Here is a 22,040-nt window from a genome sequence, read left to right on the forward strand (position 1 = left end):
GGCTTGAGGCGCTTTCGTGCCCGTGCGGTCTCGTCGTGGCTGAGCGCGCCGTTCCCCGCGCCCCCGAGAAGGGCGGAGCCCCTGCGCACCTGAGGGGCGGGGCCCTCCGCCCCGGTAGGCACCCGGGGCTTGAGGTCGTCGCGCCCCGTGCGGCCCCGTCGTGGCTGGTCGCGCAGTTCCCCGCGCCCCCTGAGGTCGTGCCCGTGCGGTCTCGTCGTGGCTGAGCGCGCCGTTCCCCGCGCCCCTTGAGGTCCCTCGTGGCACCCGCAGGGGGCTTAGCGGAGGCCGTTGACCAGGGCTGCGGCTGTGAAGAGTTCTACGCCGACCGTGATGGCCGACTCGTCCACGTCGAAATCGCCCTGGTGGAGGTCGCGCACGTGGCGTTCGCCGGGGGTGCGGACGCCCAGGCGGGCCATGGCGCCGGGGACGTGCTCCAGGTACCAGGAGAAATCCTCGCCGCCGAGGCTCTGCTCGGTGCCCTCGACGGACTCGACGCCGCGCCGGGCGATCATGGCGTCGCGCAGCAGCTCGGTGACGCCGGGCTCGTTGACGACCGGCGGGACGCCGCGCACGTAGTTGATCTCCGACTTGGCGCGGTAGAGGTTGGCGATCTCGTCGATGGCCGCGACCACCACGTCGGGGGCCTGCCGCCACGCCTCGAGGTCGAGGCAGCGCACGGTGCCGGAGAGCTCGGCGTGCTGCGGGATCACGTTCGGCGCGTGGCCCGACTCGACCCGGCCCCAGGTGATGGCGAGCCCGCTGCGGCTGTCGAAGCGACGGCCGACCAGCGCGGGCACGTCGGTGACGACCCGGGCCGCGGCGGTGACCAGGTCGGTCGTGAGATGGGGGCGGGCGGTGTGGCCGCCCGGGCCGTCGAGCCCGATCTCCAGCCGGTCGCAGGCGGAGGTGATGGGGCCCTCACGAAGCCCGATCCTCCCGGCGTCCACGCGGGGGTCGCAGTGCACGGCGATGATCGCGCCGACGCCGTCCAGCGCCCCGCTCTTGATGGCGTCGGCGGCGCCGCCGGGCAGCACCTCCTCGGCGGGCTGGAAGATCAGCCGGACGGGGCGGGGCAGCGCGCCCTGCCGGTGCAGCTCGGCGAGGACCAGGCCGGCGCCGAGGACGACGGTGGTGTGCACGTCGTGGCCGCAGGCGTGCGCGCGGTCGGGCACGGTCGAGCGGTACGGGCACTCCGCCTTGGTGTCCGGGATGGGCAGGCCGTCGATGTCGGCCCGCAGGGCGAGCATGCTGGGACCTCCGTCCCACTGCTCGCCCTCCACACCGATGTCACAGACGAGTCCGGTCCCCACGGCGAGGACGCGCGGCTTGAGGCCGGCCCGCTCGAGCCGCTCCTTGATCGCGGCGGTCGTGCGGAACTCCTGGTTGCCGAGCTCCGGGTGCATGTGCAGGTCGCGCCGGAACGCGATGAGCTCGGCCCGCAGAGCGTCGGGCAGTGCACCGGGAAGTACGGCTCCGGCGGGAAGATCGACCTCGGACTCCAGTGACATCAGTGGCTTCACCCTCTGAAGGGTAGGGCGCCGAGGCGGTCGTCTGACCCTGGATCAACAAAACTTCAACCCGAATGGGGAAGAAAATATGACCGCCGGGCGCATAGCTATCAGGTGAGATGGGTAAACTCGCCTGCCTTTTGGGCCGGGACGGGCCATCCATCCCCCGGAGTGTGACTTCGGCCACACCAGTGCCACGACTCCGGTATCCATCCATCCTCTCCACGGATACCACGCCCTGCGCGGCGAACACGGGCCTGTTCATCTGCCGGACGCGCGCCCCGCTAGTCTGCGCCCCGTGCGCGCCCCCGATTTCTTGCAGTCCACACAGGTCTCGTACGACGCCATCGCCGAGGCCTACGCCGCCGAGCACCCCGACGGTCTGGCCGGAAGACCGCTGGAGCGGGCGCTGCTGACGACCTTCGTGGAGCTGGTCCGGGCCGCCGGGACGGCCGGGCGGCCGCCGGTCGCGGACATCGGCAGCGGTCCGGGTCACGTGACGGCACGGCTGCACGAGGCCGGGCTGCCGGTGTTCGGTGTCGACGCGTCGCCCCGCATGGTGGCCCTGGCCCGCCGGGCACACCCGGAGCTGCGCTTCCACGTCGGTTCGATGACGGCTCTGGATCTGCCGGAGGAGACGCTGGGCGGCATCGTCGCGCTCTACTCGATCATCCATGTGCCGGACGATCACCTGCCGTCCGTCTTCGCCGGCTTCCGCCGTGTCCTGCTGCCCGGGGCGCCCGTGCTGCTCGGCTTCCAGTCCGGGGACGAGGACGGCCACCAGCGACTGACCGAGCGCTACGGGCAGGAGATCTCGCTCGACTACTACTGGCGCACTCCGGACACGGTCGCCCGGCACCTCGAAGAGGCGGGCCTGGACGTGTACGCCCAGGTGCTGCGCGCGCCCCAGGGTGAGGAGAAGATGCCGCGCGCGTTCCTCCTGGCCCGCGGAGCGGCGCCCGCACCGCCGGCGTTCTCCGGCCGAGCGGTCGCGGCCAGGTAGAACTACCGAAGCTTCCGCCGGTCGCCCGGGTCACCCCCGCCCGTCGCCCCCGGCGCTCAGACCGGCCGCACCGCTGACAGACGGTGGACGTCCCGCGCTGTGCCCGTGACTCCGGACAGGAAGCCCTGGGCTCGCGGGGAGGCGGTCTCGGTCAGCCAGGCCGGGTCGATGTCGCAGACCGCCACGCGGACCTCCGTGCCGGACAGGGCGAGGGGCAGGGTGTGGACGACCGTGGAGGGGAAGCTGAGGATCGTGCGGCCGATGGGGCCGCGGCGGGCGATCAGTTCCAGGGGCAGCTCGGGGCGGACGATCTCCAGGCCCGTCTCCACGGCGAGGCGGTGCAGCTTGCCGGTGCTCTCGCGGCGGTGGGCGAAGTAGCGCGTGGCGCCGTGGGTCCGCGCCAGGGCACGGACGGCCTCCAGGTAGCGGCCGTCGTCCACAACGCCGGTCTCGACCAGGGACGTGCCCACCATGTCGGCGCCCTTGGTGATGCGGGGCGGGCCGAAGCGGGCCCGGGTCCAGGCGAAGGTGTTGGCGCCGACCGTGACGCCCGCCGGGGTCTCCTCCATCGGCATGGAGGAGAAGATCTCGATGCGGCCTCTGCCGGAGGGGGTCAGGCGGCGGCGGGCCGAGGCCGACACCGGCGCGAAGATCACGTCACGGGGGCCGGGGCGCCCGCCCTTGCGGTGCCAGCGCACCAGCCGTTCGCCCCGGGCCAGCTGGCCGACGAACTCCATCGTCGCGGTGCCGTCGTCGACGACGACCAGGTCACGGGCGTGGGTGATCGTCAGCAGCAGCTGGACGTAGCGGGAGAACGGATCCCCCAGCACGACCCGGCGCGCCCTGCGGAGCAGGCCGGTCAGGCCGCCGATGGTCTGGAAGGGTGCCAGGGGCCCGCCGCGCGCTTCCTCCCAGCGGACCCGGTGCCCCTCGTCGCGGGCCAGGTCGGACATCCTCCGCAACTGGCCGCGCGTCATCGGGTCGAGGGGCGACAGCACCACGAGGGTGAGCCCCACGCCGGGCGCGTGCGCGTGCGCCCACTCCAGCACATTGAGCAGCTGTACCGGACTCTCGACGAAGGCGAGGGTGTGGGGGCCGGCGTTCCCGGCGCGGGGTCTCATCGACGTACGACCGTTCCGTCGTAAGGGGTTGTGGGGGGGTGCGTTCAGACGCCGACCGGCTCGCCCGCCGCCGTGGCGATCTCCGCCTCGGCGACCACGCCGGTGACGCGGCGCAGCTTCTTCATCGGGCCCAGCTCGGACTCGTAGACCTTCTTGACGCCGTCACCGAGGGAGGCCTCGATGGTGCGGATGTCGCGGACGAGGCGGGTGAGGCCCTGCGGCTCCACGGACGCGGCCTGGTCCGAGCCCCACATGGCGCGGTCGAGGGTGATGTGGCGCTCGACGAAGGTGGCGCCCAGGGCGACCGCGGCGAGGGTGGTCTGCAGGCCGGTCTCGTGGCCGGAGTAGCCGATCGGGACGTTCGGGAACTCCTGCTGGAGGGTGTTGATGACCCGCAGGTTGAGCTCCTCGGCCTTCGCCGGGTAGGTCGACGTGGCGTGGCACATCACGATGTTGTCGGAGCCGAGGACCTCCACCGCGTGGCGGATCTGCTTCGGCGTCGACATGCCGGTGGAGAGGATCACCGAGCGGCCGGTGGAGCGCAGGGCCTGCAGCAGTTCGTCGTCGGTGAGGGAGGCGGAGGCGACCTTGTGGGCGGGGAGGTCGAACTTCTCCAGGAAGGCGACGGCCTCGGTGTCCCACGGGGAGGCGAACCAGTCGATGTTCTTCGACGTGCAGTAGTCGTCGATGGCGCGGTACTCGTCCTCGCCGAACTCCACGCGGTGGCGGTAGTCGATGTAGGTCATCCGGCCCCAGGGGGTGTCGCGCTCGATGTCCCACTGGTCGCGCGGGGTGCAGATCTCCGGGGTGCGCTTCTGGAACTTGACCGCGTCGCAGCCGGCGTCGGCGGCGGCGTCGATCAGCTTGAAGGCGTTCTCCAGCTCGCCGTTGTGGTTGATGCCGATCTCGCCGCAGACGTAGACCGGACGGCCCGGGCCGACCTCGCGCGAACCGAACCGGCGGATACGGGAGTTGGTGCTCATGGCAGAGATGTCCTTACTTGTTGGACTTGGCGGGGACTTCGAGAGAGGGGCCGAGGATCCAGCTGGCGATCTCTCGGATCGCGCCGTCGCCACCGGGGACGGTGGTGACCGCGCGTGCGGCGCCGCGCACGACGTCGTGGGCGCTCGCGACCGCCACGGGCCAGCCCACGAGGGCGAAGCACGGGAGGTCATTGACGTCGTTGCCGACGTAGAGCACGCGCTCCGGCGCGATGCCCTGCTCCTCGCACCACTGCTTCAGCGCGAGGTCCTTGCGGTCGATGCCGTGCAGCACCGGGAGCTTGAGCTTCCGGGCCCGGGCGGCGACCACAGGGTTCTGTTCCGTGGACAGGATCAGCATCTTCAGGCCGTTGTTGCGCAGGGCCGCGATGCCGAGTCCGTCCCCGCGGTGCACGGAGACGAACTCCCGTCCGTCGGAGTCGACGAGCACCCGGTCGTCGGTCTGGGTGCCGTCGAAGTCGAGGACGACCGCGTCGATGTCGTCGGCGGTCGGGAGGGCGCCGGGCCGGCCCGCGTCGAAGAGCGGGGCGAGGGCCCGGGCGCGGGCGAGGTCGTGCGGGTCGTCGATCTCCAGCACGCGTGCGGGGTCCGTGCGGACCAGTTCGGTGCGGCCGAAGAAGCGGTGCCGGTGCTCGCGGAAGCCGGCGGCCTCCATGGCGTAGGCGGCGCCGGTCTCCAGCAGGTCCTGCGGGCGGTCCTGGCGGCGGGGCCGGAAGGACTTGTCGTGGTTGACGCCGTAGCCGCCGCCGGCCGCGGCGTCGCTCTCCGCGACGGATCCGGCCGCGACCTCCTCCTCCGCGTCCCGCCAGACGAACCCGTGGAAGGGCGCCACGGTCACCGCGGTGTCGGCGCCGTTCTCGGCGATCGCGCCCGCCACCCCGTCGATGTCCTCGCGGACGATGAACGGGCTGGTGCACTGCACGAGCAGGACCACGTCCACCGGCGCCCCGTGCAGGGCCTCGTGGGCGTCCATGGCGTGCAGGACGGCGGCCTCGGAGGTGGCCGTGTCGCCGGCGATGGCGGCGGGCCGCAGCACGACCTCGGCGCCCGCCTCGCGGGCCGCGGCGGCGATGGCCTGGTCGTCGGTGGAGACCACGACGTCGGTCACCAGCTTGGCCGTGCGGCACTCGCGTACCGTCCGCGCCACCAGCGGGACGCCGCCGACGGGGAGGAGGTTCTTCGCGGGCACGCCCTTGGAGCCGCCGCGTGCGGGGATCACCGCGAGCACGCGGCGCACGGCGGCGCCGTTGCCCGCTTCCGGGTGGGACATGGGGTCTACTCCTTGGGCAGGGGTCTCGGGGCGGCTCACAGCTCGCCCATCCGCCGGATGACGGGCGCCACGCGCTGCACGCCGTGCCGGTAGGCGCCGCGCGCCGCCCGGCGCACGATCTGCCGGACCGGTCCGGGGTCCTTGCCGGCTGCGGGCGCGCCGGGCAGCGGGGCGCCGTCCGGGCCGAGGTGGTGGCGGGCGAGGATGCCGGGCAGATAGCCGGGCGCCGTGACGGGGGTGTAGTACGGGGCCAGCGGGGGCAGGCCGCCGGGCCGGTCGAGCAGCGCGGCGATGCGCTCGCGCGCCGCGTCGAAGGCGGAGCCGTAGGTTCCGTCCGCCGCGACGCCCTGCCGGGACACCCACTCCTCGTCGGGCGCGGGCCGATGCCCGGCGTCGAGCTGGTCCCAGGAGGCGAGGCAGCCGGAGCCCACGAAGTGGTGGTTGCCGAGCGACTCGCGGATGCCGAGGTCGGTCAGTACGACCGTGGGGATGCGGCGGTGCAGCGACTCCAGGGCGGCGGTGGAGCTGACCGTCACCAGCAGGTCGGTCCGGTCCAGGACCTCGCCCATGTTCCCGTACACGAGCCGGAGGTTGGCGGGCGCGTCCAGGCTCTGCACCAGCTTCTGGTACGGCAGTTCCTCGATGTGGGTGGTGTGCTCGCCGGGCTTGGAGCGCAGCTTCAGCAGCACCTCGCGCTCGGGGTGCCTGCGGGCGTGCTGCACCAGCCGGTTCAGCAGGTACGTACGGTCCTTGCGGCTCTCCGGGACGGAGGGCTGGGCGGCGAACACCACGGTGCGGGGATCGTGTCGCCCCTCGTAGGGCGCGCCGCCGAGGAAGGGCAGCGCCACCTCGGTCACCGCCGAGGCGTCCGCGCCGACCCCTTCGTACACGGCCCGGAAACGGTCCGCGTCCTGGCGGGAGTTGGCGAGGACGAGGTCCGCGCCGTGCCGCAGCAGCAGGCCGTCGGCGAGCTTCTCGTAGACGACGCCGACGTAGCCGGTGACGACGACGGGCCGCGCGGCGCGGTTCTCCCAGACGTGCTTCAGGCCGTGCAGCATCGCCTGCACACCGCCGCCCACCAGGGAGAGGACCAGGAGGTCGTAGGACTCCTCGGCCATGGCGTGCAGGAACCCGGCGGCGGTGACCTCCCGCAGTGAGTCGGCGCGCACGCCCACTTCCTCCAGCTGGCGCGGGGTGGGCGTCGCCCGGCCGCGCAGCAGGAATCCGTCGAGGCGGGGGCGGGCTTGCGCGCCCTCCCGCGGTGCGGTTTCCATGGACGGTCCCGGGACGATGCGGTCCGCGGTCAGCGCACCCCATTTCCATCGGGTGTCCGAGTCCGCAAGGACCGCGATTCGCGGGCGCTTCGGTGTACTTACTGGCACGTCGAAGACGCTAGGAAGCGAATGCTAGGTATGGCGGAACCGCGACTCAACGAAAAGTTAACAACAGCCCACCGAGAGCCGAACTGGCCGGCTGAAAGCCGGGAAGTACACGGGGTGCACCGTTCTGACACATGGAGTTCACCCGGTGTACCTTCATCGGAAAGTTCCGCTGCCGGGCGGCCTCCTAACGTTTTGCGGGTGCCTAAGCTTTCCGTGATCGTGCCGTTCTACAACGTGCAGCAATATGCCCTGGACACCCTCAGAAGCCTTCGGTTGAACGCCGACCGCGATTTCGAGTTCATCTTGGTCGACGACCATTCGAAGGACGAAACTCCGGCCATTCTCGAACGAGCGGCCGAGGACCTTTCGGATGTCGCCCGGGTTCGGTACATCCGCCACGAGCGGAACGGTGGTCTCGCCACCGCCCGCAACACCGGCCTGGACGCGGCGCAGGGCGAGTACCTGACGTTCCTGGACGGCGACGACTGGCTGGCTCCCGGCTACCTCACCGAACTGGTGTCCGCGATGGACGACCTGGGGTGCGACTTCGTGCGCACCGACCACGTCCAGGCCACCGCGCGCGCCCGTTCCGTTCACCGGGTCCCGGTCGGACGGCGCTGGGAGGCGTTCGACCCGCGGGAGGCGATACTTCCCGCCCACCGCTCCACCTCCGTGGACTACGCCTACGCCTGGGCCGGCGCGTACCACCGCCGCCTGATGGACAAGGGCGTGCTCCACTTCACCGACGGGCTGCGCACGGCCGAGGACCGGCCGTGGATCTGGAAGCTGCACCGGGAGGCGGAGTCGTTCGCCGTGGTGAGCCTGCTGGGCGTGTTCTACCGGCGCGGGGTCGCCTCGTCCCTGACGCAGATCGGCGACGTCCGCCAGCTCGACTTCATCCGCGCCTTCGACCAGGTGGTCGAGGAGACGGCCGCGGACCGCGACGCCGGCCGGCTGCTGCCCAAGGCGGTGCGGACCTATTGCGCGATCATCGCCCACCACCTCTCCCACGAGGACAGGTTCGAACCGGCCGTGGCCAGGCAGCTGCGGTCGATGAGCGCGGCGGCCATCAAGCGCATGCCGCAGGACGCACTCGCCGACGCACTGGAGGCCATGGACATGGACCGCTCGTCCAAGCTGCGGCGGCTGCGGCGCCGGGTCATCACGACGGGAGCGGCCGCCTGATGCCCGGGACCACTCAGATCTTCTGCGCCTCGACGCTGTACGGCGTCGCCACCCTGGCCGCCGCGATCGACTCCGGCCTGTTCGAGGAGCCGGACCGCCGGGTGCTGCTGGTGTTCAACAACTCCGCGACCCCGGAGACCACTCCGCCCCTCGACGAGATGCCGGGCTTCGCGCCGCTGCGCGAGCACTTCGACGAGGTGCTGTCCTGGAACGAGGCCATCCGCCCCTTCCACCCCGGGGCCTGGACGCCGCGCGCCGACGACATCCCCCTCTTCGAGCGCTACCTGCGGCTGCTGTGGGGCCTCGGCGACGACCGGGTGAGCCTGGTGCTGGAGTCGATCCAGGTGACGCCCGCCCTGACGCTGGCCCAGCTGTTCACCGACGCGCCCATCGACGTCTACGCCGACGGACTGATGAGCTACGGCCCCACGCGCAACAAGCTCGACCCGCTGGTCGGCACGCGCGTGCGCCGGCTGCTGCACCTGGACCTGGTGCCGGGGCTCACACCGGTGCTGCTCACCGAGTTCGGCGTGCCGGCGCACCTGGTACCGACGCCCGCGTTCCTGAAGGTGCTCGGCGAGGTCACCGAGACGGTGCCCGAACTGCCGGACGTGCCCGGCGACTCGGCGCTGCTGCTCGGCCAGTACCTGTCCGCGCTGGACATCCTCTCCCCCGAGGAGGAAGAGGACCTGCACGTGCGGATGATGCGGGGGGCGGTCGCCCGCGGCCACCGCACGGTCGTCTTCAAGCCCCACCCGACCGCACCGGCCCGTTACAGCCGGGCCCTGGAGACCGAGGCCGAGAAGCTCGGCGTGGACCTCATGGTGCTGGACACGCCCGTGCTCGCCGAGGTGCTGTTCGACCGGGCCAGGCCCGCGCTGGTCGTCGGCTGCTTCTCGACCGCGCTGTTCACCGCCTCGGCGTTCTACGACCTGCCGGCCGCGCGCATCGGAACCGAGTTGCTGCTGGAGCGGCTGACGCCGTATCAGAACAGCAACCGGGTCCCCGCCACCCTGGCGGACGCGGTGCTGCCCGGCCTGGAGAGCGGCAAGGACGGTGACCTGCTGCCGGCCGAGCGGCTGCCCGCCCTCGTCACGGCCCTCGCGTTCACCATGCAGCCGCAGATCTACCCGGAGCTGCGCCCACGGGCCGAGCAGTTCCTCGCCCGGCATCTCGGGCCGCGCACCCGGCGCTACTTCAAGAAGCGCCGTCTGACCGCGCTCGGACTGCCCGGCGGCGTTCCGCAGCGACTGGCGTTCCTGCCCCGCAATTCCACGGCACGCCGGGTGGTCCGGCGGGCCCGGGCGCTACGCAAGGCGGTACGCCGCTGAAAGCCGGCGGGCCCGGGCGCTACGCAAGGCGGTACGCCGCTGAAAGCCGGCCTGCCCGGCGGCACGCCCCGGAGCGGCCGGCGGAGGATCACCGCCCGTCCGGCGGGACCGCCCGCTCCGGCCACCGCTCCCGCCCCGGGCGACATCCAGATGAACCCGTGGAGACCGGCGGGCGAAGCCTGTCGCCATCGAACGGGATTCCGTCAACTCTCGTCCTAGGGTGACTGGCGCCCGCCCACAGGCGGCTCAGGCCAGGGACATACGAGCCACACAGAGGTTTCCAGCGTGACCGAGACGGCCGTCAGCACCCGCAAGCCCCAGCCCGGTGTCGCCGTGCTGGTCGACCCACCGGGCGCCACGACCACCCCACGGCGCAGAGGCGATTCCGGCGGCCGGCTGCGCGCCCTCGACGGACTGCGGCTGGTGGCCGCCCTGATGGTGGCGCTCTACCACTACGGCGGACGCGGCGGTGAGGTCGCCCAGGCCTGGGGCACCTCCCCCAGGGACCAGTTCCCCACCCTGCACGCGCTGTTCGCCTACGGCTGCCTCGGCGTCCAGGTCTTCTTCGTGATCAGCGGGTTCGTCATCTGTATGAGCGGCTGGGGCCGCCCCCTGAGGTCGTTCTTCGCCTCCCGCGCCTCCCGGCTGCTGCCCGCCTACTGGGTGGCGGTGCTCGTCGTCACGGCGGTGTTCGCTCTGCCGGTGGTGGCGTACGAGGCGGTCTCGCCCAGCGACGCCCTGGTCAACCTGACCATGCTGCAGATGCCGCTGGGTCTGGACCGGGTGCTCGGGGTGTGCTGGACCCTGTGGGCGGAGGTCCGCTTCTACGCCCTGTTCGCCCTGTGCGTCGTGCTGCCCGGAGCGAACCGCCGCCGGGTGATCATGTTCTGTGCGGGCTGGACGCTGGCGGCGGTGATCGCCGAGAACGCGAACATGCCGCTGCTCGACATCGTCCTGATGCCCGAGTACGCGCCCTTCTTCATCGGCGGTGTCGGTCTCTACCTCGTGCACCGCGACCGGCGGGACGTGTACGGGTGGGCCATCGTCGCCGTCAGCTGGCTGATCGGCCAGCACTACGCGGTGCGGGGGCTGTGGCACGCGCCCGACCCCGAGGCCTTCTCCTACCGTTCCTCGTTCGGGATCATCGCCGTCGTGACGTTCGGCTTCGTGGCGGTCGCCGCGATCGCGCTGGGCCTGCTGGGCCGCGTGAACTGGCGGTGGCTGACGGTCGCGGGCGCGCTGACGTACCCCTTCTACCTGGTCCACGAGCACCTCGGCTGGGTGGTGATCAACGCCCTGCACCGAGGTCTGGGGCTGGCCTCAGGGGTGACCTTCGCGCTGACGGTGGCGTCAATGCTGCTGCTGGCGTGGTTGCTGAACAAGTATGTGGAGAAGCCGCTGACGCCCCGGCTGCGGGCTGCCCTGACGAAGGTCCGCTGACCCTGTTCACGGGACGTTCAACCGGCCGTCGATCGGGGCAACGCTCAGAGAGAAGGCTCGCCTCATGACCAACGCACAAGCGACCGAAAAGCACCCCGGCGAACTCGCCGACGTCCCGGGCTGGTTCCCGCCGCTGGACCAGATGCTGTTCACCTGGTTCCTCGAACAGCAGAAGACGGCCGGCATAAAGGGTGATCTGCTGGAGCTCGGCGTCTACATGGGCAAGAGCGCGATCCTCCTCGGCCACCACCTCCAGGACGGCGAACTGTTCACCGTCTGCGACCTGTTCGAGGGCGACGCCCCGGACGAGGCCAACAAGGCGGAGTCCACGAAGTCGTACGCCTCGCTCACCCAGCAGGCCTTCGAGCGGAACTACCTCTCCTTCCACGACACCCTGCCGACGGTGATCACCGGCCCCAGCTCCCTGGTGGACGAGAAGGTGGCCCCGGACAGCTGCCGCTTCATCCACATCGACGCCTCGCACCTGTACGAGCACGTGTACGGCGACATCGGCGCGGCCCACGACATCCTGCTGCCCGAGGGCGTCGTGGTCCTGGACGACTTCCGGTCCGAGCACACCCCGGGTGTCTCGGTCGCCGCCTGGGAGGCAGTCCTCAACCGAGGGCTGCGCCCGATCTGCCTCAGCACGCAGAAGCTGTACGCCACCTGGGGCGATCCCGAACCGCTCCAGGAGGAACTGCTTCAGATGCTGCGGCAGCGCTCGGACGTCGGGCTGAGCGTGCAGCAGGCGGCCGGACACCGGCTGATCCGCACCCGCTCCAGGGGCACGAAACCACCGTTCTTCCCGCCCTCACGGCACTACGTGGAGCCCGTGCCCACGCCGGCCCCCGCTCCCCCGGTCGCCGAGTCGGCCGCGGCGCGCCCGGCCCGGCCCGCTCCGTCCCGGGCCCGCCGGCTCGCCAAGGACCTGCTGCCACCCGTGATCACCCGAGCCGTGCGCCGGGCACGCGCGAAACGGTCCTGACGGTCCACAGTGCCAGGGGCGCCGGCGGGCCGGGACCTCCTGCGGACCTGCCGGCGACAGCCGCACCACGAACCCCGGAAACAGCGCACCCGGCGCCGTAGTCGCCCCCGCCGGCCGGCGGGGCACGCGGGTCTGACATCCCCGCCCGGCTGTCCGCCCGGCCGTCGGTCAGAAGGCGTCCGTCGGGACGTACGCGCCCCACACCTCGCGCAGCGCGTTGCAGACCTCGCCGACGGTGGCGCGGGCCCGCAGCGCCTCCTTCATGGGGTAGAGGACGTTGTCGTCGCCTTCGGCGGCCTTCTTCAGCGCCGCCAGGGCCGCGTCCACGGCCGGCTGGTCGCGCTCCGCGCGCAGCTCGGCCAGGCGTTCGGCCTGCCGGGCCTCGATGGCGGGGTCGACGCGCAGCGGCTCGTAGGGCTCTTCCTCGTCGAGCTGGAAGCGGTTGACGCCGACGACGACCCGTTCTCCGGAGTCTGTTTCCTGCGCGATGCGGTAGGCGTTGCGTTCGATCTCGTTCTTCTGGAAGCCGTGTTCGATGGCGTCGACGGCGCCGCCGAGTTCCTCGACCCTGTCCATCAGCGCCACGGCCGCGGCTTCGAGGTCGTCGGTCATCTTCTCGATGACGTAGGACCCGGCGAAGGGGTCGACGGTCGCGGTCACGTCCGTTTCGTAGGCCAGGACCTGCTGGGTGCGCAGGGCCAGCCGTGCCGACTTGTCGGTGGGCAGGGCGATGGCCTCGTCGAAGGAGTTGGTGTGCAGTGACTGCGTCCCGCCCAGCACCGCGGCCAGGCCCTGCACGGCGACCCGGACCAGGTTCACCTCGGGCTGCTGGGCCGTCAGCTGCACCCCGGCCGTCTGGGTGTGGAAACGCAGCATCAGAGACTTCGGATTCCTCGCCCCGAACTCCTCACGCATCACCCGCGCCCAGATCCGCCGCGCCGCACGGAACTTCGCGACCTCCTCCAGGATGGTGGTCCGTGCCACGAAGAAGAACGACAGCCGCGGGGCGAAATCGTCCACGTCCATGCCGGCGGCCACGGCGGTGCGCACGTACTCGATGCCGTCGGCCAGGGTGAAGGCGATCTCCTGTGCGGGCGAGGCCCCCGCCTCGGCCATGTGATAGCCGGAGATCGAAATGGTGTTCCACTTCGGGATCTCGGCCCGGCAGTACCGGAAGATGTCCGCGATCAGCCGCAGCGACGGCTTCGGCGGGAAGATGTAGGTGCCCCGGGCGATGTACTCCTTCAGCACATCGTTCTGGATCGTGCCCGTCAGCTGGTCCGCGCCGACGCCCTGCTCCTCCGCGACCAGCTGATACAGGAGCAGCAGCAGGGCCGCCGGGGCGTTGATCGTCATCGACGTCGAAACGCGGTCCAGCGCGATCCCGCCGAACAGCACCCGCATGTCCTCGATCGAGTCGATGGCCACGCCCACCTTGCCGACCTCGCCGTGCGCGATCAGGGCGTCGGAGTCGTGGCCCATCTGGGTGGGCAGGTCGAAGGCGACCGACAGACCCGTCGTACCGTGCGCGATCAACTGCCGGTAGCGGGCGTTGGACTCCGCGGCCGTACCGAAACCCGCGTACTGGCGCATCGTCCAGGGACGGCCCGTGTACATCGACGGGTACACACCGCGGGTGAACGGGAACGCCCCCGGCTCCCCCAGCTTCTCCGCCGGATCCCAGCCCTCAAGGGCCTGCGGTCCGTAGACCGGCTCGATGGGCAGTCCGGACTCCGACTCACGCGCCATGGTGGATGCCTCCCGCTGAGCAGTGACCTCGCTCACCACCATGCCCCCTGGTTCGCGGCCGGTCACGCCCGGGGAACATCTCAGGTGGCATCCGGGCACACCGGTGAGACGAGCGGGGGGCCGTGTGCGTACTACGGGCATGGGGAGAGCGTTCGCAGCGGGGCTCGCCGTGGTGGCCGCGTTGACCGGCTGCACGGTGCAGACCCCGGACGGGGAGGGGAAGCGCCGCTCGCCGGTGCACATCGAGCTGCCCGGCGGCACCCCGTCCCCCGGCCGCACGGCCGCCGGTGACGGCGCCGGGCCGGACCCGGCACCGCGCCCGGACGACGACAAGCCCCGTGCCGCTCCCGTCCCGCCCCGTGTGCTGTGGTCCCGCGGCGACACCGGCCGGGACGTCCGGGAGCTGCAGGCCCGGCTGCGGCAGGTCGCCTGGCTGTTCGACGGGCCGACGGGCACCTACGACGAACCGACCGAGCGGGCGGTGAGCGGGTTCCAGGGCAAGCGCGGGCTGCCGCGCACCGGGAAGACCGACGCCGTCACCTGGCAGCGGCTGCTGCGCATGACGCGCGAGCCGGGCCGGTGGGACCTGTACCTGATGGGAGGCCAGCGGGCCGACGCTCCGGACGCCCGCTGCCGGACCGGCCGGGTGCTCTGCATCGACAAGACCAGCAGGACGCTGCGCTGGATGGTCGACGGGCGGACCGTGTCGACGATGGCGGTCCGCTTCGGCTCGCAGTACACACCGACCCGGGAAGGGGTCTTCTCCGTCTACTGGAAGTCCCGCGATCACGTCTCGACGCTCTACGACTCGCCCATGCCCTACGCGATGTTCTTCAGCGGCGGTCAGGCCGTGCACTTCTCGGCGGACTTCGCCGCCCGGGGCTACGCGGGCGCCTCGCACGGCTGCGTCAACGTGCGGGACGAGGCGGCGATCGCGGAGCTTTACGCGCAGGTCCGCAACGGCGACAAGGTCGTCGTGTCCTGGTGACAGCGGGGGGAGGGAGATGGGGCGCGGGCGGGACCGGGGGAACGTGTCCCGCCCGCGCTCAGGTGCACGAGCCGTAGGTACGGGGGGAACCCCGGCTCTGTGCGACGGCCGATGACCAGTCGGCTCACTCATTACTGCGCCGGGGCGGCCGAAAACGTCACACCCTCGGCCAGAAGATTTTCAGGGAGTGCGAAACCGCAGGTCACAGCGGTGCGACAACGCTTCGGAATCGGCCACGGTTCGCGCCGCCACCGACGCCACCGACGTCACCGCCGTCAGTCCTTCTGCCCGGGCCGCTGATCGGCCATGCGGTCGGCCTTCCCATCGGCCTTCCCGGCGGCCTTCCCGGCGGCCTTCCCGGCGGCCCTCCGGTCGTTCTTCCGCTCGGCCTCGTCCTGCTTCCGGTCCCGGTCGCGGTCCCGGTCCCGGTCCCGGTCGCGGTCCCGGTCCGGGCCCTTGCCCTGGTGCCGGCCCTGGCCAGGGCGGTCGTCGTGCCCGCGCTCCCCCGAGCGGGGGCCCGCCGTGGACAGGACGCCCTTGCAGTACTTCCATACCCGCGCGCCGTCCGCCGCGTCCCGCAGGGCGCGCCTGCGGTCGGGGTCGAGCCGCTTGCCGTCGCGCAGGTCGCGGCAGGCGGAGGTGATCTCCTCGCGGTGATCGCCAGAGCGGCCTTCACGGTCGTCCGGCTTCGGGGCCGGGCCGTCGCGGCGCTCGTCCCGGTCCCGGGTACCGGATCCGCCCGTCGACGAGCCGCTCGGAGCGCCGCCGGGGGTGGATCCGTCCTGCTCGGCGTCGCTCGGTGAGGGCGACAGCAGCGGGCCTTCCGGGTGGGTGGCGGCGGCCGAGACCGAGGCGCCGGGGTCGGGCTCGTCGCCGCCGAACGGTGTCCTCAGAGCTCCGGTTCCGGCCGCGAGGGCGACCCCGCCGGCCATGCCGACGGCCAGCACGGCGGCCAGGGCGAAGCGCGCGGGACGGGCCCAGCGGGGCCGGAGTGCGGTCCTTGCGCCGCAGCCACCGTGGCTTCCGATACGGACCAGCCCTGCGTCGGTGATCTCCGGCGCGTCCTGTCCGCCGGTGGCCGCAGGGGCCGCGGTCGCGTCGGCGTGTTCCGCGCGGGCCTTGCGGAAAGCGGCCATCGCGGCGGCCTCACCGGGGAGTTCATCGCTGGTCAGTGAGGGTTTGGGAGACAGTGCGCCGAGGGTTCTGGCGAGGTGTTCGGCCTGGTCCCGGCCGGCGCCTTCGACAGCTCCGGGTGGCTCTCCGCTCAGCAAACGCTCCGCCGTTTCGCGGTCCAGCCACCTGTACTGCTCGTCGGCCATCACACGTCCTTCTGCGTCCGCGCAACGCCACGCGTCACACCTGCGGACGTCACGGCACCGCCGCGCGGTTCTCTCTGGGGTGGCAGGGCGTCGAGCCCCCCGGCCGATTCCGCATCGGCCTGCGGGTCGTCGCCGAGCAGTTCGGCGAGCCGCTTCAGACCCCGGTGCGCCGCCGTGCGGACCGCGCCCGGGCGTTTGCCGAGCGTCTCGGCGGCGGTCTTCGCGTCCAGCCCCACCACCACGCGCAGGACGACCGCCTCGGCCTGGTCCTGCGGCAGCCGGGAGATCAGGGAGAGCGCGCCGTCGGTGGCGAGCGCCTCGATGGCCTCGCCGGCGGTGTCCGACTCGGCGGCCCGGCCGGTCAGCTCGGTCTCGTCACCGCCGATCGCGGGCCGCCGCCCGCGCATGCGTATGTGGTCGAGGGCGCGGTTGCGGGCGATCCTGGCGGCCCAGCCGCGGAACCGGTCCGCGTCGCCGGTGAACCGCTCCAGATCGCGGGCTATCTGAAGCCACGCCTCGGACGTCACGTCCTCGGCGTCGGGGTCGCCGACGAGCGTTCGTACGTACCCGAGCAGCCGCGGGTGAACGGTGCGGTACACAGTCCGGAACGCGTCCTCGTCTCCGTCCTGTGCCGCGCGCACCGCGGCGGTCAGCTCCGCGTCGTCCCCCAGCACCGCACCCCTTATGCGCCTTGAACCGGCGCCGCTTTCGCGGACCGGGTTCTCGCCGTCGTGGTTCCTCAATTGATGGTTGCGGTGTTGAGACCGCAGGTGGTCGCGGTGACAAGCCCGCAGGTGATTGCGGTGGTCGTACCGCCTTCGCATTGGCGCGAATGGCACGTTACGACCTGAAACCATTCCCCGTCCATGTCCGCCCACGATGCAACTAAGCCGTGACACGGCGAGGTGTGACAGAAAACGCAGACCCGACGCTGTAGGAGGTACGGGCCGCCGCGCGGCCCGTGCCGCGCGACGGCCGGGGCCTCTCCTGTGGGGGGTGGCGGCCTCGGCCGTTGCCAAGGCAGGTGCCGGCGGAGGCGCGTTCCCGCCCGGCGACGCCGGCCGGCGCTTCGTGGAGTCCCTTAATCGTGACGGCCGTTGGGCCGGCCGTCGGGCTGGGAGCGCTTGCCCTCACCCCCGTTCCTGCCCGCGCCGCCGTCCGGCCCTTCGGCCGTGCCGCTGCCCGGCCCGTTGCCCGGCCCGTCGTTCGCGTCGGGTGCGCCGTCGTTGGCGGCGGGGTCTTCGTTCCCGGAGCCGCCGCGCCCGGCGTTCGGCTCCTCCCGTCGCTCGGCGCAGTACGCCGTGACGTTCCTCTCACCGCCCGCGGCGGCCACGAGCCGTTGCCAGGCCGTCCCCTCCAGGGCGTTGCCGCGTCCCCCGGCCCGTTCGTAGGCGCCGCAGTGGGCTTCGGTGTCCCGGGCGGCGTCCGGCCGGTCCGGGTGAGCCGGCGAAGGGCCGGCCCCGGTACCGGGGCTGTGGCTGCCGCGGGGAGGCTTCGGCGCCGGGTCGCGCGGGGCGCTGCTCGGGGCGGGCGAACGCTCGGGGGCGTCCTTCGTGCCCTCATCGGACGATCCGGCCACGCCGATGGCCGCCACGGCGACACCGCCCAGCGTGAGGCTGGCGAGCAGCACGGAGAGCGTCGTCCTCAGGGACCGCCCCAGGTAGCACCGCTGTCGGGGACGCCAGTCGTCCCGGCGGCGGGTGCGCGCCCGCCGGGGCGCGGCGTCCCGGGCGGCCCGGAAGGCGGCCACGGCCCGCTGTTCTGCCTCCGCGTCGACGCCGTCCCGGATGAGGGAGGCGATGATCAGCGCCTCCACGTCGGAGTCGATGAGGGCGTGCCGGGAACCACGGCCGGACAGCCCGCCGTCGCTCTGCCGTTCACCCATGTCCGTTTCCGTTCCTGCTCGATCCGATCCATCCGTCTGTTCCGGGAGCGCCGGGTCCGCCGGGCCCCAGTACGTCCCGCCGCCGCGCCCCGTTCAGGGCGCCGGGTCCGCGCGACCCACCTGACCCGTTCGCGGAGCCGCCCGTTCCGCTCACGTCGACTCACCCAGCGTCCGGGGAGCCTCATCCGTCACACTCTTCTCCGCGCCCAGTTGCCCGGCGAGACGTTTCAGGCCCCGGTGGGCGGCCGTGCGTACCGCGCCCGGCCGCTTGCCCAGCACCCGTGCGGCGGCCGGCCCGTCGAGGCCTACCACCACCCGCAGCAGCACGGCCTCGGCCTGGTCGGGCGGCAGCCCCCTGACCAACTCCAGGGCGTGCTCGGTGGAGAGGGCCTCCAGCGCCTGGTCGTGCGTGCTCTGCGGTCCCGGCAGTTCCAGGACGTCCTGCTCCAGCGCGGACGGCCGGGGCCGTACCCGCTGCCGGCGCAGATGGTCCAGCGCCCGGTGCCGGGCGATGGTCGCCGTCCAGCCCCGGAAGCCGGCCCCGTCGCCCCGGAACCGCCCGAGGTCCCGGGCGATCTCCAGCCAGGCGTCGGACGCCACGTCCTCCGCGTCGTCCCCGACCAGGCCGCGCAGATAGCCGAGCAGTCCGGGCTGCACGAAGCGGTAGGCGACCGCGAAGGCCGCCTCGTCACCCTGCTGGGCCCGCGCGACGGCCGCGCCGAGTTCCCCGTCGTACGCCTGTCCGCGCCGGGGCTCCGTTCCCTGACCCAAGTACCGTCCTCGTCCGTGCCGGGTGCGCACCCTCCCACGCTCATCAGCGCCGGGCCGCGCGGAAGTGTCACAGCGCGTCGGGCTCCGGGCGGCGACGACCGTTCGGGTCAACCCGTCCCGCCGTCCTCGGGAGCCCGGCCCCGGGGAGGTTTCGCCCAAGTGACGTACCGGGGAGCTCTGCTCGCGATGCAACCGCCCACGAAAGGCGAGCGCCGTATGACACCCCGCCTCCTGCGCACCGCCGTCGCCACCGTCCTGGCCCTCGGTTCCCTCGGCCTGACCCAGCCCGCCCGGGCCGCCTCCTCGGACGGAGTGCACACCGTCCGGGTGCCGGACGGCGACCCCCACGAACGGTCCCTCGCCCCGCGCACCTCCGAGTCGTTCAGCCTGATCGGTATCACCTGGGACGACCCGGACACCGCCCTGGACGGCACCGCCCTGGTGCGCACCCGCTCCCGGGAGAGCGGCGCGTGGAGCGCGTGGCGCCCCCTGGAGACCGACGCCCGTACGCCCGAGACGGGCCCCGACCGCGACCGGCCAGGTGTGCGCGGCAGCACCCAGCCGTTGTGGACCGGGCCCTCGGACGGCTTCCAGGTGCGCGTCTCCGGCACCCGCCTGCCGACCGGGCTGCGGGTCGAGCTGGTCGACCCCGAGGCCGGGGCGGACCCCGTACACACCGCGGTCGTCGAACCGGACGACGTAGAGCCGGACGACGTAGGGCCGGACATCGCCGGGCCGGCCGCCGGGCCGCTCGCCGCCGAGCGTCCCGCCTTGACGTCGCGCTCCGCCTGGGGCGCCGACGAGTCCCTGGTGCAGGACCCGCCCACATACACCGGCGACACCAAGGCGATGTTCGTCCACCACACGGCGGGCACCAACGACTACACCTGCTCCGAGTCGGCGTCGATCGTGCGCGGGGTGTTCCTCTACCACGTTCAGAGCAACGGCTGGAACGACATCGGCTACCACTTCCTCGTCGACAAGTGCGGCACCGTCTTCGAGGGCCGTGCGGGCGGCATCGACAAGCCCGTCCTCGGCGCGCACGCCTACGGGTTCAACACCGCCACCAGCAGCGTCTCGGTGCTCGGCGACCACTCCACGGCGGCCACCAGCGCCGCGGTGCGCGAGTCGGTCGCGGAGGTCGCGGCGTGGAAGCTCGGCCTCTACGGCATCGACCCGACCGGGACGGTCGTACTGACCTCCGGTGCCGACAACGGAAAGTACAAGCTGGGGCAGAAGGGTACGTTCCACCGCATCTCCGGGCACCGCGACGGCTACCCGACCGCCTGCCCCGGCCAGTCCCTCTACGACGACCTGCCCGAGATCCGCACCCTCGCCGCGAACGCCGGCAAGTCGGCCGAGCCCGCTCCGGAATCCCCGGCGCCCTGGGCCGAGGACGAGGACGTGCTCGCGCGCTGACGCTACCGCCGAGGCTCGGCTCTCACCGCGTCCCGGCACAGCAACCGCAGCGACCCATGGCCGGCGTAGCAGCGGCGGGCCTCGTCGATGGGGTCCCACAGGCGCCCGTCGGGGGTGCGGATCCAGTGGTCGCCGCCGGTCGCCCACCACTCTGCGCCGGTCTGACGCACGATCACCTCACCGGTGTAGGCGCCGAAGCCGCGCAGTACCTGACGGACGGCATCCTCGGGCGCTCCTTCCCGCCGTATCCCCTCGATCATCCGGTCGATGCTCCACAGACTCTGCGCCGAGTAGTCGAGGCGCAGCCGTGCTCCCTCGCGCATCGTCGCCACTGTGTCCGCCGCCCATCGCAGCGGCTTCGCAGCCGCCGATGGCCTGGTCTCCGCTTGAGTCGTCACATCCCGGAAAGCGCTGCGGCGAAGCGTTTCGTCACCCGGAATCGGCGACTTCCCCAAAGCGGCGCAGGACCGCCCCACCGCACCCGAGGGACAGTCACAGGACCCGCCCAGGAAGCGGGTTTGGGAGCCCTGGGCCGGCCGGTGTCATCGGCGGCCTGCTTCAGCCCTGTTGCCGGCTCCGGCGGGAGACCACCGCGCGCAGCACCCGCCGCCCCTCGGTCGACAGCTCCAGCACCCGGCGCAACCCGGCCGGGCCGTGCCCGGCCAGGACCTCCAGGACGGTGATCTGGCGGCGCAGTTCGGCGGCGACGAGGGGTGACATGCCGTCCGTACGCCCCTCGCGGCGGGAGTCGACGGACGAGGCCTCGTCCCGGGCGGTGTCCAGGAGCCGGTGGATCTGGAGGGAGGCGACGGAGCAGGCGTCGGCCCACACCCGCAGCTCCGGTGCGGAACGCTCGGCGGGAGCGGCCTGAAGCATCCGGTGGGCGAGCACGGCGGCCTCGTCCCCGGCGCCGACCGAGTCCAGCTTGCAGCGCGCCTGCTCCAGCCGCTCGCCCCACTCACCCGCACCGGCGTCGTCGCCGAGGCTCGCCCACACCGGCCGCAGGGTCTCGTCGTCGCCGCCCAGCAGGGGCACGCACCGATCGAGACAAGCCAGCCCGCTCGCGGCCAGGCCGCGTTCGTCGGCCTGTGCGATCAACTCCACCAGGCTCATCCACGCCTCCCTCCGCAGGCCTCTCCGGGGCCCGATCAGGCCGCTGCCGGCCCTCACCCCTTACGGAACCCGCACTTCCCCTTACTGCGCGCAACAGCCCCGTAGTGTCACAGGGGCACCACACCCAGTCGGTCGAGGAAGCGGAACAGAAGGTTTTCGGCCAGGGGGTCCGAAGCCGGGAGCGGGGGAGGATCGGGCTCTGACGTGAGTACGTCCACCAGCGCCTCGGCGTTCACTTCGCACCCGGCCTCGGCGGCCCAGCGCGCGGCGCGCTCGGCGGCGTCACGGGGTTCCAGGAAGTAGTCCTCCAGCGTGAGGCCCTCGCGGTCCGCGCCCAGGTACCCGGCCATCGCGGAGCGCGCGAGGCAGGTCGTCCACGCCCCGCTCTCGGGAGCCGCGGCCTCCAGCACGACGCACTCACTGTTCATGACGTACCCGAAGAGCGCGGGCGCCCCGGTCTCCCGGGCCAGGTCGTTCATGTTCCCGATGTCGCCGTCGCTGCTCGGGTACTCCCAGACCTGCCATCCGCCCGGCGCCGAGACGCGCTGGGTCGCCCCCTCCCCGGCCTGT

The 22,040-nt window shown here is 72.4% G+C and carries 20 protein-coding genes; 7 read left to right on the plus strand and 13 right to left on the minus strand.

Annotation, left to right across the window (positions count from 1 at the left end; all coding sequences use genetic code 11):
- Nucleotides 1-275 precede the first annotated feature (275 nt).
- Nucleotides 276-1,508, minus strand: coding sequence for a M20 family metallopeptidase (locus C1J00_RS16440; RefSeq protein WP_102909821.1), 1,233 nt, complete (start codon nucleotides 1,506-1,508; stop codon nucleotides 276-278).
- A gap of 289 nt (nucleotides 1,509-1,797) precedes the next feature.
- Here C1J00_RS16440 and C1J00_RS16445 point away from each other — a divergent pair, with 289 nt between their 5' ends.
- On the plus strand, nucleotides 1,798-2,511 hold the full coding sequence (locus C1J00_RS16445) for a class I SAM-dependent DNA methyltransferase (protein WP_439333406.1): 714 nt from the start codon (nucleotides 1,798-1,800) through the stop codon (nucleotides 2,509-2,511).
- A gap of 56 nt (nucleotides 2,512-2,567) precedes the next feature.
- On the opposite strand, the gene C1J00_RS16450 is transcribed toward C1J00_RS16445, so the two are convergent.
- Genes C1J00_RS16450 through C1J00_RS16465 form a run of 4 tightly spaced genes read right to left on the minus strand, consistent with a single transcriptional unit; the run spans nucleotide 2,568 to nucleotide 7,285 of the window.
- On the minus strand, nucleotides 2,568-3,632 hold the full coding sequence (locus tag C1J00_RS16450; RefSeq protein WP_102909823.1) for a ferritin family protein: 1,065 nt from the start codon (nucleotides 3,630-3,632) through the stop codon (nucleotides 2,568-2,570).
- Nucleotides 3,633-3,676: 44 nt separating this feature from the next.
- Nucleotides 3,677-4,615, minus strand: a complete 939-nt coding sequence (locus C1J00_RS16455; RefSeq protein ID WP_102909824.1) for an N-acetylneuraminate synthase family protein — start codon at nucleotides 4,613-4,615, stop codon at nucleotides 3,677-3,679.
- A gap of 13 nt (nucleotides 4,616-4,628) precedes the next feature.
- The gene (locus C1J00_RS16460; protein WP_102909825.1) at nucleotides 4,629-5,903 is read right to left on the minus strand and encodes an N-acylneuraminate cytidylyltransferase; all 1,275 of its coding nucleotides are present in this window, start codon (nucleotides 5,901-5,903) and stop codon (nucleotides 4,629-4,631) included.
- Between the two features lie 35 nt (nucleotides 5,904-5,938).
- Entirely contained in the window at nucleotides 5,939-7,285 is a 1,347-nt protein-coding gene (locus C1J00_RS16465; protein WP_180989571.1) for a DUF6716 putative glycosyltransferase, read from the minus strand.
- A gap of 198 nt (nucleotides 7,286-7,483) precedes the next feature.
- On the opposite strand from C1J00_RS16465, the gene C1J00_RS16470 reads away from it, so the two are divergent.
- The 4 genes from C1J00_RS16470 (at nucleotide 7,484) to C1J00_RS16485 (ending at nucleotide 12,226) form a co-directional block, all read left to right on the plus strand.
- On the plus strand, nucleotides 7,484-8,470 hold the full coding sequence (locus C1J00_RS16470; RefSeq protein ID WP_102909840.1) for a glycosyltransferase family 2 protein: 987 nt from the start codon (nucleotides 7,484-7,486) through the stop codon (nucleotides 8,468-8,470).
- Nucleotides 8,470-9,801, plus strand: coding sequence for an alpha-2,8-polysialyltransferase family protein (locus tag C1J00_RS16475; RefSeq protein WP_102909827.1), 1,332 nt, complete (start codon nucleotides 8,470-8,472; stop codon nucleotides 9,799-9,801). Before C1J00_RS16470 ends, C1J00_RS16475 begins: the two co-directional genes overlap by 1 nt.
- 285 nt (nucleotides 9,802-10,086) lie before the next feature.
- Nucleotides 10,087-11,241, plus strand: coding sequence for an acyltransferase family protein (locus C1J00_RS16480; RefSeq protein ID WP_102909828.1), 1,155 nt, complete (start codon nucleotides 10,087-10,089; stop codon nucleotides 11,239-11,241).
- Between the two features lie 64 nt (nucleotides 11,242-11,305).
- Nucleotides 11,306-12,226, plus strand: a complete 921-nt coding sequence (locus C1J00_RS16485; protein WP_102909829.1) for a class I SAM-dependent methyltransferase — start codon at nucleotides 11,306-11,308, stop codon at nucleotides 12,224-12,226.
- 168 nt (nucleotides 12,227-12,394) lie between these two features.
- Here C1J00_RS16485 and C1J00_RS16490 read toward each other — a convergent pair whose 3' ends face one another.
- Complete coding sequence (locus tag C1J00_RS16490) at nucleotides 12,395-13,975, minus strand: acyl-CoA mutase large subunit family protein (protein WP_102909830.1); 1,581 nt, start codon at nucleotides 13,973-13,975, stop codon at nucleotides 12,395-12,397.
- Between the two features lie 139 nt (nucleotides 13,976-14,114).
- Here C1J00_RS16490 and C1J00_RS16495 point away from each other — a divergent pair, with 139 nt between their 5' ends.
- The gene (locus tag C1J00_RS16495; protein ID WP_102909831.1) at nucleotides 14,115-14,963 is read left to right on the plus strand and encodes a L,D-transpeptidase family protein; all 849 of its coding nucleotides are present in this window, start codon (nucleotides 14,115-14,117) and stop codon (nucleotides 14,961-14,963) included.
- Nucleotides 14,964-15,238: 275 nt separating this feature from the next.
- Here C1J00_RS16495 and C1J00_RS45285 read toward each other — a convergent pair whose 3' ends face one another.
- The 4 genes from C1J00_RS45285 to C1J00_RS16515 form a co-directional block, all read right to left on the minus strand.
- Entirely contained in the window at nucleotides 15,239-16,282 is a 1,044-nt protein-coding gene (locus tag C1J00_RS45285; RefSeq protein WP_102909832.1) for a hypothetical protein, read from the minus strand.
- The gene (locus tag C1J00_RS16505) at nucleotides 16,282-16,956 is read right to left on the minus strand and encodes an RNA polymerase sigma factor (RefSeq protein ID WP_102909833.1); all 675 of its coding nucleotides are present in this window, start codon (nucleotides 16,954-16,956) and stop codon (nucleotides 16,282-16,284) included. Before C1J00_RS16505 ends, C1J00_RS45285 begins: the two co-directional genes overlap by 1 nt.
- 407 nt (nucleotides 16,957-17,363) lie before the next feature.
- Nucleotides 17,364-18,167, minus strand: a complete 804-nt coding sequence (locus C1J00_RS16510) for a hypothetical protein (RefSeq protein ID WP_102909834.1) — start codon at nucleotides 18,165-18,167, stop codon at nucleotides 17,364-17,366.
- Nucleotides 18,168-18,317: 150 nt separating this feature from the next.
- A complete protein-coding gene (locus tag C1J00_RS16515; RefSeq protein WP_102909835.1) occupies nucleotides 18,318-18,938 on the minus strand; it encodes an RNA polymerase sigma factor in 621 nt (206 codons plus the stop codon).
- Nucleotides 18,939-19,154: 216 nt separating this feature from the next.
- Here C1J00_RS16515 and C1J00_RS16520 point away from each other — a divergent pair, with 216 nt between their 5' ends.
- A complete protein-coding gene (locus tag C1J00_RS16520; protein WP_102909836.1) occupies nucleotides 19,155-20,357 on the plus strand; it encodes an N-acetylmuramoyl-L-alanine amidase in 1,203 nt (400 codons plus the stop codon).
- A 2-nt stretch (nucleotides 20,358-20,359) separates the two neighbouring features.
- On the opposite strand, the gene C1J00_RS16525 is transcribed toward C1J00_RS16520, so the two are convergent.
- The 3 genes from C1J00_RS16525 to C1J00_RS16535 all read right to left on the minus strand — a co-directional run.
- A complete protein-coding gene (locus tag C1J00_RS16525) occupies nucleotides 20,360-20,755 on the minus strand; it encodes a hypothetical protein (protein WP_102909837.1) in 396 nt (131 codons plus the stop codon).
- A 160-nt stretch (nucleotides 20,756-20,915) separates the two neighbouring features.
- A complete protein-coding gene (locus C1J00_RS16530) occupies nucleotides 20,916-21,470 on the minus strand; it encodes a hypothetical protein (RefSeq protein WP_102909838.1) in 555 nt (184 codons plus the stop codon).
- A gap of 107 nt (nucleotides 21,471-21,577) precedes the next feature.
- A partial coding sequence (locus C1J00_RS16535; RefSeq protein ID WP_102909839.1) for a hypothetical protein occupies nucleotides 21,578-22,040 on the minus strand: 463 nt, incomplete at its 5' end.

The sequence above is a fragment of the Streptomyces cahuitamycinicus genome (assembly GCF_002891435.1).
Lineage (GTDB): Bacteria > Actinomycetota > Actinomycetes > Streptomycetales > Streptomycetaceae > Streptomyces > Streptomyces cahuitamycinicus.